This window comes from Ruegeria sp. CDSC081, assembly GCF_059610485.1.
Genome location: NZ_JBXWNS010000003.1, coordinates 108401 through 121129, shown reverse-complemented (window position 1 = coordinate 121129; position 12729 = coordinate 108401). Strand labels below are relative to the sequence as shown.

The 12729-nt window shown below is 56.6% G+C and carries 12 protein-coding genes; 11 read left to right on the top strand and 1 reads right to left on the bottom strand.

The genetic code is table 11. The features are described from left to right. Positions 1-115: 115 nt before the first annotated feature. The gene (locus AC2FH9_RS06150; RefSeq protein ID WP_496871076.1) at positions 116-1117 is read right to left on the bottom strand and encodes an ester cyclase; all 1002 of its coding nucleotides are present in this window, start codon (positions 1115-1117) and stop codon (positions 116-118) included. Positions 1118-1275: 158 nt separating this feature from the next. On the opposite strand from AC2FH9_RS06150, the gene AC2FH9_RS06145 reads away from it, so the two are divergent. The 11 genes from AC2FH9_RS06145 to AC2FH9_RS06095 all read left to right on the top strand — a co-directional run bounded on the left by AC2FH9_RS06145 (position 1276) and on the right by AC2FH9_RS06095 (position 12698). After that, entirely contained in the window at positions 1276-2325 is a 1050-nt protein-coding gene (locus AC2FH9_RS06145; protein ID WP_496691509.1) for an ABC transporter ATP-binding protein, read from the top strand. 83 nt (positions 2326-2408) lie between these two features. After that, entirely contained in the window at positions 2409-3635 is a 1227-nt protein-coding gene (locus AC2FH9_RS06140) for an ABC transporter substrate-binding protein (RefSeq protein WP_271949112.1), read from the top strand. A 65-nt stretch (positions 3636-3700) separates the two neighbouring features. Continuing rightward, complete coding sequence (locus tag AC2FH9_RS06135) at positions 3701-4729, top strand: carbohydrate ABC transporter permease (protein ID WP_281972840.1); 1029 nt, start codon at positions 3701-3703, stop codon at positions 4727-4729. Between the two features lies 1 nt (position 4730). Then, complete coding sequence (locus tag AC2FH9_RS06130; RefSeq protein ID WP_496749891.1) at positions 4731-5612, top strand: carbohydrate ABC transporter permease; 882 nt, start codon at positions 4731-4733, stop codon at positions 5610-5612. A 178-nt stretch (positions 5613-5790) separates the two neighbouring features. Then, positions 5791-6780, top strand: coding sequence for a nuclear transport factor 2 family protein (locus AC2FH9_RS06125; protein ID WP_496749890.1), 990 nt, complete (start codon positions 5791-5793; stop codon positions 6778-6780). A 132-nt stretch (positions 6781-6912) separates the two neighbouring features. Further along, a complete protein-coding gene (locus tag AC2FH9_RS06120; protein ID WP_142639920.1) occupies positions 6913-7443 on the top strand; it encodes an ester cyclase in 531 nt (176 codons plus the stop codon). A gap of 11 nt (positions 7444-7454) precedes the next feature. Further along, the gene (gene hisD, locus AC2FH9_RS06115) at positions 7455-8795 is read left to right on the top strand and encodes a histidinol dehydrogenase (protein WP_496871075.1); all 1341 of its coding nucleotides are present in this window, start codon (positions 7455-7457) and stop codon (positions 8793-8795) included. A gap of 79 nt (positions 8796-8874) precedes the next feature. After that, positions 8875-9939, top strand: coding sequence for an ester cyclase (locus tag AC2FH9_RS06110; protein WP_496871074.1), 1065 nt, complete (start codon positions 8875-8877; stop codon positions 9937-9939). A gap of 1 nt (position 9940) precedes the next feature. Next, on the top strand, positions 9941-10708 hold the full coding sequence (locus AC2FH9_RS06105; protein WP_281995153.1) for an SDR family NAD(P)-dependent oxidoreductase: 768 nt from the start codon (positions 9941-9943) through the stop codon (positions 10706-10708). After that, positions 10708-11727, top strand: coding sequence for a LacI family DNA-binding transcriptional regulator (locus AC2FH9_RS06100; RefSeq protein WP_496871073.1), 1020 nt, complete (start codon positions 10708-10710; stop codon positions 11725-11727). Before AC2FH9_RS06105 ends, AC2FH9_RS06100 begins: the two co-directional genes overlap by 1 nt. Continuing rightward, positions 11724-12698 carry a nuclear transport factor 2 family protein gene (locus AC2FH9_RS06095; protein ID WP_496871072.1) on the top strand — a complete coding sequence of 325 codons (975 nt, stop codon included), beginning with the start codon at positions 11724-11726 and terminating at the stop codon, positions 12696-12698. Before AC2FH9_RS06100 ends, AC2FH9_RS06095 begins: the two co-directional genes overlap by 4 nt. Positions 12699-12729 lie beyond the last annotated feature (31 nt).

The window sequence follows — 12729 nt, the reverse complement described above, 5'->3', positions numbered from 1 at the left end:
CAGCATGTATTCCAGGTGAATCGGCGCTGGGTCGCCAAAGAACCTTTTGACCCTACGCGCCACGAGCCAGGGGTAGTGCACAGAGCCAAGGTCTGATGTGAGTCAATCCTGCCGGTTATGTTCGCGGTAGCTCGGACATTCTGGCAAGGATGTCCACGCCCTGCTGTTTCCAGAAATGTAAAAGGTCGATGAATATCCAGTTCTCGGCCAGCTTATCCTCGTCTCGCCGATAGATATCTATTACCCGAAATTCACCGGCTTTGTCAGTCGCAGGCATTCCCATGAACCCGCCAGTTGGACGGGCTGTGAAGTTCGGCCAGCCAAAAAAACCGCCATAATGACCCTCTGCCAGGCGGCATATGTGTTTGGTTTTCGACCGGTCAGTGAAACCAGCACGGAAAGGGCCTGCATGCTGTTGGGCGTAGCGTTCGATCGTGTAGGTCGCCCCGATCCCGGATGGCCCCCACCAGATCATGTCTTCGGACCATGTGCGCCGTAGCTCGTCCTCAAGGCTGAGGCCGCTGTTCCATTGGCCCAGATCGGAGATCATAGAGTTGATGGCCGCCAGGGTCCGCTCTCCTTCCGCCGCAGGTTGCGGACCGACCATCAGGCCGTCATGGGTCATGGGCCCCGGCTGCACGAGCTGCGCGGCTGTCTGAGGCGGGAACGGCTGCAATCCGGCCTGCATCATGAAATGAGGTATGTCGAAATACATTGCCGTTTCAGTGATTTTCCCGTTTTCGACCTTGTTGAATTCGCAATAGCGCAGAAATGTCATTTTGCCGTTTGGCGAGATACCTAGCCATTCTTTGTCGAACAGCCCCATGAGATGGCCCATTGATACAACCCAGATCGAGGTGAAACCGTCCATCTCGTTTTCTCCGGCCATGAATATGTCCATGCGGCGCTGCATTCGGGTCAGGCTTTGTTTCAGCGGAAGCCAGAACTGGGCACCTACGTCACTGGGGCCATGTAGTTCGTCAAAGGGATGGAATCCGCGCCACAGATAGTCATCGGCGCAATATTTCGAGATCACGTCAGGGACCGCTGATTCTTCAGCTCGGCTCAGAGCTTCATAAAGATCCAGAACAATATTTTTCTCGGCTTCGTAAGGCATATTCTTTTCTTTCAGTGCTTTACCAGTGATTGAGCACAGGTTTTAGGTATAGTGAAGCGCAGATTTGCAAACGCATGCAAAAAAAGCTTGCCTGATGTTCCATCAGATGTCTATGCTCTTGCAAACGTATGCACGACAAGTGCACATGGGAGGATAGAATGGCCGAAATTCAACTTCGCAGTGTTGGGAAACGTTGGGGATCGTTTGTGGGGGTGGATAACTTCGACCTGACTATTGCCGATAAAGAGTTTCTGGTTCTTCTTGGGCCATCAGGCTGTGGCAAGACGACGACCATGCGCATGATTGCGGGTTTGGAGGACGCCAGCGAGGGCGACATTCTGATAGATGGCGAGCGTGTCAATGACATGGAGCCCAAGGACCGCGATGTCGCCATGGTGTTTCAGTCCTACGCGCTCTATCCGAACATGAATGTTTATGAGAATATCCGGTTCCCGCTGAAGGTGCGCGGCATCGACCCTTCCACGCATGACGAAAAAGTGCGCCGCGCTTCTGCCATGGTCGAACTGGATGACTTTCTGCATCGCAAACCGGCAGAGCTGTCGGGCGGCCAGCGCCAGCGTGTCGCTTTGGCCCGCGCCATTGTTCGCGAGCCAAATGTCTTTCTGATGGACGAACCGCTGTCAAACCTTGACGCCAAGCTGCGTGTTTCGACGCGCGCGCAGATCAAGAACCTCAGCCACGAGCTTGCCGTGACCACAATCTACGTGACTCATGACCAGATCGAAGCGATGACCCTTGCCGATCGTGTGGTGATCATGAAGCAGGGTATCGTGCAGCAGGTTGGCTCTCCGACCGATATTTACGATGCACCCGCAAACACTTTTGTGGCCAGCTTTATTGGCAACCCTGCAATGAACCTTATCGATGGTCAGGTTCAGAATGGGGTGTTTAGGGCTCAGAACACTGAGGTGCATGGGCTGAATGCGTCGGACGGCCCGATTACGCTGGGCTTTCGTGCCGAGGACGCCAATGTCGTGGAAAGCGGCGGCGAGATTAACGGGCCCATCTACACGCAGGAGCTTTTGGGCGACAGCACGATGGTCTCGGTTCGGATCGGTGGCGCGCTGGTTTCGGTCAAAGCCGACAAAACCTATCGCGCTGAAATCGATGATCAGGTTTCAATCCATATCCACACCGATCACTGCCACTTGTTTGATGCGCAAACCGGAACGCGTTTGGAGCGCTGAACAGAAAATCCAAACCCGCATTGCCGGGTTTAATGCAGGTGCAGACTTCGAAGATGCACCCATCTACCTAGGGAGGAATACAAATGTTTCTGAAGAAAATAGCATTGGCTGGGTCCTTGGCCGCCTTTGCCGCCAGCGCAGGTTATGCCTGTGAAATTAGCGGGCGCGTGAATATCGTTGGTAACGAATTTGCGGCCATTCAGGCCGTCGCAACCGGCGCGAAAGAATGCACAGGCGCATCGGTCGATTCAAACCTGACCTCCGAGCACCAGACCATCAACGTGGCTGGTCTGTCCGGAAACCCGTCTGAATACACCAGTGCCATCATCGCCAACAGCTCGATCGTGGCGTTGATGAACGAAGATGTTATTCGGCCGCTCAACGATCTGGTGGAACAGCATGGTCAGGACCTGCAGCCAGGTCAGTTGATCAAGATTGGTGATGACATTATGGCCGTGGCGTTCATGGCGAATGCTCAGCACCTGATGTATCGCAAGGACGTGTTGGAACAGGCCGGTGTCGAAGTGCCGACAACCTATGAAGAATTGCTCGAAGCTGCCAAAGCCATTCGCGAGCAGGGCATCATGCAAAACCCGGTTGGCGGCGCCTATGCGTCGGGTTGGAATCTGGCACAGGAATTCAACAACATTTTTCTTGGCTATGGCGGCAGCCACTTCAAAGCCGGAACAGCCGAGCCCAACGTGAATTCTGAGGCTGGTGTCAATGCGCTGAACATGATGAAGGCTTTGTCGGAATACATGAACCCCGACTTCCTGACCCACGATTCCAATGCCACTAATGCCGAATACCGCGCTGGAAACGTTGCAATCATGAACATGTGGGGTTCACGCGCATCGCAGCAAACCACGACCGAAGGCGTGCTTCAGGAAGTGATCGACGGTCATGCGATCGGCGCACCACTGACAGTCGGCGGCGGCTCGACGCCGGCATCGACCCTGTGGTGGGACGGCTGGACCGTCGGCAAGAACATCTCGGATGAAGAAGCCGAGGCTACGTTCATCGCGATGAAACACGGTATCCGTCCCGACATGCTGAACGATGAAACCACGCCGCTGGCGGTATGGTTGATCGAAGGCTACGAGCCTGGTGCGGACGCCGAAGGCGTGTTTGAGGCGGCCAAAATGGGCACACCGCCTTATCCGATGTTGCCTTACATGGGCCTGATGCACAGCGCGCTAGGCAATGAACTTTCAGACTTCATGCAAGGCAAGGAAAGCGCTGAGCAGGCGCTGGCCGATGTCGAAGCCGCATATCGCGCGGCTGCCATCGAACAAGGTTTCCTCCAGTAGGGCCTGACTCGTGCGGGCGTCTGTAAGGGCCGCCCGCACAAACCAATTCACGTGGGGATTGCGACATGCGCCATAAGACCTTCCTGTGGTTCTTCCTGCCCACCGGGCTTGCGATGCTGCTGTTCATCGCGATGCCGATAGTTTCGGTGGTGACCCAATCCATTTTCGCGCCTCATCCGGCCGTTTTGTTAGAGGTCGAAAGCTGCACCCCCCTGATTGGCTGCACGACAGAGACCACGATTGATCAAGAGGCAACAGCCGCCCTTCGCGCCGAGAAACCACTGGGCCGATTTGTCGGATTGGACATTTACCTGGACCGTGGCCACCTGGCGATCCAGGAAATTGGCCAGATCTGGGCTGTGAATGAAACCTGGGGCGGTTTCTTCTCAAAGATCGGTAATTTGCCCTTTTACAGGGCAATGGCTTTTACGCTGACATTCACGTTTGTTGTGACGCCGCTCACAATCATTTTGGGGCTGGTGATCGCGCTGGCAATCAACTCCCTGCACCGAAATCTCAAAGGGCTGCTGATCTTCTTTTCGCTTCTGCCGATGATCGTCACTCCGTTGATTGGCTCGCTTATCCTGTTCTGGATGATTGACAGCCGCGGGGTCATCGGCAACGCCCTAGTATATCTGGCCGGGGATCCGGATTTTAGCCTGAAGGCCTCAACCGGGCTGATGTGGGTGGCGCTGATGGTTTATGGAGTTTGGCACGCCGCTCCATTTGCATTTGTCGTGTTCTATGCGGGGCTGCAAACATTGCCCCAGGATCAAATCGAGGCCGCCCAGATAGACGGGGCAACCCGCTGGCAACAGGTTAAGTTCGTGGTCGTTCCTCATCTCATGCCACTGGTCACATTTGTTGCGTTGATTCAGTTGATGGACAACTTCAAGGTGTTTGAACCGATAATCGGGTTCAGCGCAGGTGCGCACGCACAATCCCTTAGTACATTCATCTTCAACGACTTAGGCGGTGAAACCCGGCAGCTTTCTTCCGCGGCCGCGACCTCTGTGATCACGATAATCGGAGTCGCCATTCTGCTGTCACCCGTGCTTGTCCGCACCTGGCGCGACTTCAAAGGAGCAAGATAATATGGCCAGCCGCGCACAAAGAATGCCTAGAAGTCTCCGGATCGCCTCGTCCTTATTTGTGATCCTATGGTTCGTTCTGGCCGCTTTCCCGTTCCTCTGGACGGTCTGGGGTTCGTTCAAAGTAGAGTTGGATTTCTTTTCGATCGCCGACTGGACCAATGCCATCACCGGAGCACGGACCGAAGCCGTCTATGGCTCGCCCTTCACAACCACAGGGTACGAGGGTGCCTGGATACAGGAAGAATTTTGGCGGAATGTTCTCAACACGGGGATCATCTGTTTCTTTGTTGTCACCATCTCGCTCACAATCGGAACGCTGGGGGGCTATGCCCTGTCTCGGTCGACCTACAACTATACGTTCTGGCTATTGATTACGGCACTTATCTTCCGGGCTATGCCACCGATTACGTTGGTCTCGGGATATTTGCTGCCTTTCTTCGAATGGAACATCTGGGGGATCCTTCCAACCACGATCATCGTGCTTGTGGCGATCAACCAGCCGTTCACTCTGTGGATGCTGCATTCTTTCTTTAAGAATATCCCAAGCGAGCTGGATGAAAGTGCCAAGGTCGACGGATGCAACCAGTTCCAGGCATTTCGTCGCGTGATCATTCCGGTGATGTGGCCAGGGGTGATCACCACCGGGCTGTTCTCGTTCCTTCTGGCCTATAACGATTTTGCCGTCGGGGCGATGCTGCTGTCCGAAAGCAACCGCACGATGGTGCCTGCCATTGCCGCGTTTCTTGGTACAACGCAGACCGAAGGTAACGTGATGTTCGCGGTTGCGGCTGTGGTTTCAGCCACAGTTCCACTGTTCATTCTGGTCATGTTCTTCCAGCGACAGATTGTGGGCGGTCTGACGGCCGGGGCTGTGAAAGGCTAACTCTGATGGGACGCACTCATCCTCAGTCCGTATCTGCCCATGCGCATACAGCCAGACTGAATGTGGCTGCGCGCAGGACCCGGCGGCCGGGACGAATTCCATTTGCTTTGATGCGCGCGGGACCTTGCGGGGCGCTTCTCCGAACACGCCCCGAACAGACCCCATTGAGACAGAGAAGATGAAAAACCTCGACCGCAAACCCTTTCTGAGTTTCACCGAAGCACAACGCCATCCTGGCAACTTCCGGCCGGCATTTGACGCTTTCTTCGCCCCCAGTGCACATGTCAACGTGGTGCATCCCTTCAATGAGGTCGCGGGCGGCCTCGGGCTGCACGATCACGTCATCGCCCCGCTCGCCGCTGCCTTCGACGGGCTTTTTCGGCGCGATGACATCGTCATGGCCGGCGAATTTGACGGGCAGGACTGGATCAGCGCCACCGGCTATTTCGTTGGTCGGTTCTCGCGCGACTGGCTCGGCATCCGGGCCACAGGCGAGCTTGCCTATCTGCGCTTCGGCGAGTTCCACCGGATGAAGGACGGCAAGGCGGTGGAAAGCTATATCTTCCTCGATATTCCAGAGCTGATGCTGGCCGCTGGACAATGGCCGATCCCCGACAGCCCGGGCAAGACCCGCGGTTTCACCGGCATGATTCAGGGCCCTGCCAGCCATGATGGCATCTTGACCACTCCGCAGGATCCTGCCGAGGGTGCCAAGAGCTATCATATGGTCACAGAAATGCTGGCCGGGCTTGCTACCGAGAACGAGGCTTGGCGCCCCTACTGGCATGACAACATGGTCTGGTACGGCCCCGGCGCGTTCGGTTCTTTCGTCGGGGTCGAGAGTTTTGCCAGCTTCCAGGTGCCTTTCGAAGCCACCTTTGAAGGCTGGTCTGGCGGCACTGCGGGCAACGGTATGACGGCGCATTTCACCCGCTATGGCGAAGGTAACTACGTATGCTCGGGCGGTTGGCCCTCGTTAACTGGCGTCCAAGTGAAACCTTTCCTCGGCCAGTCCGCAAGTGGCAAACGCGTCTTCATGCGGGTCTGTGACTGGTGGCGCCGCGAGGACGATCTGCTGGTCGAAAACTGGGTTTTCGTCGATGTCCCGCATGTGCTGTTGCAACTGGGCTATGACCTCTTTGCTGAAATCGCCGAGCAGGCTGCATGAGCTGCTCTGCCAGACATAACGCCGTTGCGCGCCATCCGGCGCTCAACCGGATGCCAAGGGATTTTCTGACGGCGGATTAATCCTCGCCCTCCACACAGAAGATCCCTTGGTAACCATAAAAGGAAGAGAAACATGAAGGGCTCCCGCCCCGAACAAGCCGTGCTGACACGTGACACGGACATGAGCAAAACCGACGAGACCCGCGCCGTGATCGAGGGGATGGTCGATGGTTTGAACGACCACCGTATCGAAGACATCGGCGAATTCTTCGCCGAAGGGTTCCGCTGGCTTGGCAACCAGGGTTGCGGCACCAAGACGGGCCTGAAGGAATTCCAGGAAAACTGGCAACGCCCGTTCCAGGCTGCGTTTTCCGACAAGACCTGCATCGACGAGGCCCGGCTTTATATGGGCGAGTGGGCGGCAGCTTTTGGCCGCCAGGAAGCAACCCATTCTGGCGAATTTCTGGGGATTGCGCCCACCGGCAAGCGCGTCGAGATCCGTTACATGGATTTCTGGAAAGTTGTCGACGGCAAGATCGTCGACAACTGGGTGAATGTCGATTTTGCCCATGTCGCCTCGCAGCTTGGCGTCGATCTGTTCCAGGGCAAAGGGTGGGAAACATTTGACCGGGGAGAAGAAATTCCGCCCCGGCCCGAAAATTGAGGATTAGGACAATGGCTATCGAATATCTGAAAAGCGGCAAACCCGAGGCCGACCGAGCCGAAGATGACGCCAAAACCCGCGCTGTCGTTGAAGCGACGCTGAAAGACATCGAAACCCGCGGTGATGCGGCAGTGCGTGATCTGTCGGAAAAGTTTGACAATTACTCGCCGGAAAGCTTCCGCCTGAGCCAGGAACAGATCGACGAGCTGATCGCCTCATTGACCGAACGCGAGCTGGCCGACATCAAGTTCGCTCAGAAACAGGTGATAAACTTCGCCCAGGCGCAGCGCGACTCAATGCTGGATATCGAGGTTGAAACCTTGCCGGGCGTCATCCTCGGCCACAAGAACATCCCGGTGCAGTCTGTTGGCTGTTATGTTCCTGGCGGTAAATTCCCGATGGTTGCCTCGGCGCATATGTCGGTTGCGACCGCTAAAGTGGCCGGTGTGCCTCGCATCATCGCCTGCACGCCGCCGTTTCAGGGCAAGCCCAATGCGGCCGTGATCGCTGCCATGTATCTGGGTGGGGCGCATGAGATCTATGTCATGGGTGGTATCCAAGCGATTGGTGCCATGGCGATCGGTACGGAAACCATTGATCCGGTCCACATGCTGGTCGGCCCCGGGAACGCCTTTGTGGCAGAAGCCAAACGGCAGCTCTTTGGTCGCGTTGGCATCGACCTTTTTGCGGGCCCGACCGAGACCATGGTCATTGCCGACGAAACCGCTGCCGATGCAGAACTTTGTGCGACCGACTTGTTGGGGCAGGCCGAGCATGGCTACAACAGCCCCTGTGTTCTGGTCACCAACTCGCGCAAGCTGGCCGAAGAAACGCTGAGCGAGATCGACCGTATCCTCGGCATCCTGCCTACCGCCGGAACCGCAAAAGTCAGCTGGGAGGAGTATGGGGAAGTCATTGTCTGCGACACTTATGACGAAATGTTGCAAGTTGCCGATGATATCGCCTCTGAGCATGTGCAGGTGATGACCGACCGTGACGACTGGTTCCTGGAAAACATGACCAGCTATGGCGCGCTGTTTCTTGGGGCGCGGACCAATGTTGCAAACGGTGACAAGGTGATCGGCACGAACCACACGCTGCCGACCAAAAAGGCCGGACGTTATACCGGCGGTTTGTGGGTCGGCAAGTTCATGAAAACTCATAGCTACCAGAAGGTTGTTACCGACGAGGCTGCGGCAATGATCGGCGAATTCGGCTCACGCCTGTGTATGCTGGAAGGCTTTGTCGGCCATGCCGAGCAATGCAATATTCGCGTCCGGCGTTATGGGGGTATCAACGTACCTTACGGCGAAGGTGCGGCTTATCGCGAGGCTGCAGACGCGTCCTCATAAGAGTGAGGTCATTGCTGCAGAACTTGCGCTTGGGGTTTGCCCGGGCACCACGGGTTTTGAAAGAAAAGCAGATAACACAATGCGAGATTTCGCAATGGACACACATTCTACCCATAAGGCCCTGATCGCGCCATTGCGCGAAGCCATGTATAACTTTGACGAAACCGGCGTCCGAGCTGCACTGCAGGCGGTGATTGCGCCCGATGCCGTCATCCACATGCCCCATCCATTCGGCGACCTGACCGGGCCGCAGGAACTCTATGATGCCTGCTACACACCGCTTTTGAAATCCATGCCTGATCTGGAACGCCGGGATTGGATTGTGATGGGCGGGCCGACGCAACATGGCAATGATTGGGTCTGCTGTGGCGGCCACTACGTAGGCACCTTCGTCGCCCCTTGGTTGGACATCCCGCCGACCGGGCATCTGACCCATATGCGGTTCCACGAATTCTACCGCTTCGAAGATCGCAAAGTTGTCGAAATCCAGGCACTCTGGGACATTCCCGAAGTGATGATGCAAGCGAAGGCCTGGCCGATGGCCCCGTCTTTGGGGCAGGAGTTCTGTATTCCCGGCCCGGCGACGCTGGACGGTATCGTGCGGGGCCCCTGGGATGAGGCAAAATCGAAGGCCTCCTGCGACCATATCGTTTCCATGCTTGAACATCTGGAAAAGCATCCCAGTCAGGGTGGCCCCGAAGTGATGGAGATGGAAAGGTTCTGGCATCCGCGCATGAACTGGTACGGACCCGCCGGGATCGGCACCGGGCGCGGCATTGCAGGGTTTCGCAACTGGCACCAGATCCCTTTCCTGAGTGGTATGCCGGACCGAGGCAAATACGCCGACGAGATCACCTTTCATTTCTTTGGTGACGGTGATTATGCAGCTGTTACCGGCTGGCCGGACATGATCCAGACCATCACTCATGACGGCTGGATGGGTATCGCCCCTTCTGGCCAGCGCATCACCATGAGATCGTTGGATTTCTGGCGATTGGAAGATGGCCTGATCCGGGAAAACTGGGTGTTGGTCGACCTGCTGGACGTGTACCGGCAACTGGGCGTAGATGTCTTTGCCCGCCTGCGCGAATTCAACAAAGCGCGTGTCGCGGGTGAAATTCCATACCCAGTCGGCGAGGTCTGATATGCTCAATTTTCCCAGTACCCCCAGTTTCAGTCTAGGCGGCAAACGTGCGCTAGTCGCCGGGGCATCGTCGGGCATAGGTCTGGCCTGCGCCGTAGCGCTAGCAGAGCATGGGGCCGAGGTCACATTGGCGGCGCGCCGCGCAAGTGCGTTACAAGAGATAGCCGATCAGATGACTGCCAAGGGATGGTCTGCCAAGGTGCTTGAGATGGATGTCACCGATGTAGCAGGAACTGCCGCGGCTGTCGCCGAAAACGGGCCGTTTGACATCCTTTTGAACTCCGCAGGGTTTGCACGTCATAGCAAGGCGGTCGAAACGGTGCCCGAAGATTTTGACTCGGTCATGAACGTCAATGTCCGGGGGGCCTATTTCCTAACCCAAGCCGTTGCCAAAGGGTTGCTTGAGGCCGGGCGTCCCGGATCGCTGATAAATATCTCAAGCCAGATGGGCCATGTCGGCGGGCAGGAACGCGCGGTCTATTGCGCCTCCAAGTTTGCGGTCGAGGGCTTTACCAAGGCGATGGCGCTGGAATTCGGGCCCGCAAAGATCCGTGTCAACACGATTTGCCCGACTTTCATCCTGACGGATTTGTCCCGGCCTACATTCGAGGACCCGACCAAACGGGCCTGGATTTTGGACAAGATCAAGCTAGGCCGCCCGGGAGAGATTGAGGATATTATGGGCGCGGTAGTGTACCTGGCATCAGAGGCGTCGGCTTTGGTTACAGGAACAGCAATGTTGGTGGACGGAGGCTGGACGGCAGACTGATGGTTACTCAGAAAGTTACATCGTTGGACGTTGCCCGGCTGGCCGGGGTCAGCCAATCCGCCGTTAGCCGGGTCTTTACGCCTGGTGCATCGGCCTCGCAAAAAACGGTCGCGAAAGTGCGCAAGGCAGCGGATGAACTGGGATATCGGCCAAATTTTCTGGCCCGTGCGGTGGTCTCGGGCAAAAGTCGGATCATTGGACTTGTGGTCGCCTATCTGAACAATCAGTTCTATCCTGAAGCGTTGGAAAAGCTGACAAACAAGTTGCAAGAGCGCGGCTACCACGTGCTGGTCTTCATGGCGTCGCATCAGGCCGGCAACATAGACAACGTGATCGAAGAAATACTGGATTTTCAGGTTGACGGGATTATCGCGGCTTCGGTGGCTTTGTCGTCGGATCTGTCGGATCGTTGTCTGGCTGCCGGTGTGCCGATGGTGCTGTTTAACCGGGTTCAGGACGACCCGGCCATGTCGGCGGTCACCTCGGACAATATCGCGGGTGGGCGCAAGGCTGCCGAATTCCTTTTGGCCGGGGGGCATAAAAAGATCGGGTACATAGCCGGTTGGGAAGGCGCGTCGACCCAGCGCGACCGCGAATCAGGTTTCAGGGCCGCCTTGCATGATGCGGGGGCGGAACTGCATGTGCGCGGCGTTGGGAACTTCACCAGCGAACAGTCGCGGGCGGCAACGCTGGAGATGTTTGCCTCGGACCCGCCCGACGCCGTTTTTGTGGCCAATGACCACATGGCTATTGCAGTGATGGACACCCTCAGATTCGAGTTGGGCCTAAGGATTCCCGAAGATGTTTCGGTTGTCGGATACGACGACGTGGCTGTGGCCGCCTGGCCAACCTATAGCCTGACCACCGTACGACAGCCTGCTAACCGCATGGTTGCCGAAACCGTGGACATTTTGCTGAGCAAAATCGAAGGGCCCGATGTTGGTCCGCACCGATTGGAAATAGATGGACCGCTGATTGTTCGCGGTTCTGCACGTATACCTGAAGGATGGAAGACATGAAGGGATTTGACCCGAAATTCAAAGATTTTCCTGACTATATTATTGGGATCACAAAAGAAATCTGGGAAGATCGGGGCATTGCCACGCTGCACCATTACTATGCGCCCGATATCGTAGTTCGATCCCCGGGGTCAGTTGTCGTTGGCAATCAGGGCGTCATTGCCGCTACCATGGCAACGCTTGCCGAGTTCCCCGACCGCACATTGCTGGGTGAGGATGTGATTTGGTCCGGCACACCGGAAGATGGCATGCTGTCCTCGCACAGGCTTTTGTCGACTGCGACCCATCTGGGCGACGGTGCCTATGGGAAGGCTACCGGGAAAAAGCTGGTCTACCGTATCCTTGCTGACTGTCACGCCATCAACAACCAGATCAACGATGAATGGCTGATCCGCGACCAGGGTGCGATTGTCCAACAGATGGGTTGGGACCCAAAAGAATATGCCCGCGATCTGATCGCCCGCGAAGGCGGCCCAGAGGCTTGCGCCCAGCCTTACACGCCGGCGAATGATCAGCCTGGACCTTACAAAGGGCGTGGCAATGACAATGAATGGGGTCAGAAATACGCCGACATTCTGAACCGGGTCATGTCTGCAGACCTGAGCGTGATCAGCGCCGAGTATGACCGCGCCGTGCAATCGGAATATCCGCGCGGCACGACTGGTCACAGCTGGGCTCCGGTCGATCGCTTTTGGATGGGACTTCGCGCCTCTTTCCCGAATGCCGAGTTCAAAATTCAACATCAGATCGGTCGCGATGACCCAATGATGCCGCCCCGCGCCGCGATCCGCTGGTCGCTGCATGGCAAGCATGATGGATGGGGTGTGTTCGGCACGCCGACGGGGGCCGAGGTCTTTGTGCTGGGTATTAGCCACGCCGAATTCGGCCCCTGGGGCCTGCGCCGTGAGTACACTCTGTTTGATGAAACGTCGGTCTGGAAACAGATCCTTTTGAAAACCGGTGATCTGTAAATGTCGCATCGTCTCTCAAATCTGGAGGCTG

Coding starts and splice junctions, on each gene's coding strand:
- AC2FH9_RS06125 (WP_496749890.1), top strand. CDS start 5,791: ATGAAAAACCTCGACCGCAAACCCTTTCTGAGTTTCACCGAAGCACAA.
- AC2FH9_RS06100 (WP_496871073.1), top strand. CDS start 10,708: ATGGTTACTCAGAAAGTTACATCGTTGGACGTTGCCCGGCTGGCCGGG.
- AC2FH9_RS06150 (WP_496871076.1), bottom strand. CDS start 1,117: ATGCCTTACGAAGCCGAGAAAAATATTGTTCTGGATCTTTATGAAGCT.
- AC2FH9_RS06135 (WP_281972840.1), top strand. CDS start 3,701: ATGCGCCATAAGACCTTCCTGTGGTTCTTCCTGCCCACCGGGCTTGCG.
- AC2FH9_RS06140 (WP_271949112.1), top strand. CDS start 2,409: ATGTTTCTGAAGAAAATAGCATTGGCTGGGTCCTTGGCCGCCTTTGCC.
- AC2FH9_RS06120 (WP_142639920.1), top strand. CDS start 6,913: ATGAAGGGCTCCCGCCCCGAACAAGCCGTGCTGACACGTGACACGGAC.
- AC2FH9_RS06110 (WP_496871074.1), top strand. CDS start 8,875: ATGCGAGATTTCGCAATGGACACACATTCTACCCATAAGGCCCTGATC.
- AC2FH9_RS06095 (WP_496871072.1), top strand. CDS start 11,724: ATGAAGGGATTTGACCCGAAATTCAAAGATTTTCCTGACTATATTATT.
- AC2FH9_RS06145 (WP_496691509.1), top strand. CDS start 1,276: ATGGCCGAAATTCAACTTCGCAGTGTTGGGAAACGTTGGGGATCGTTT.
- hisD (WP_496871075.1), top strand. CDS start 7,455: ATGGCTATCGAATATCTGAAAAGCGGCAAACCCGAGGCCGACCGAGCC.
- AC2FH9_RS06130 (WP_496749891.1), top strand. CDS start 4,731: ATGGCCAGCCGCGCACAAAGAATGCCTAGAAGTCTCCGGATCGCCTCG.
- AC2FH9_RS06105 (WP_281995153.1), top strand. CDS start 9,941: ATGCTCAATTTTCCCAGTACCCCCAGTTTCAGTCTAGGCGGCAAACGT.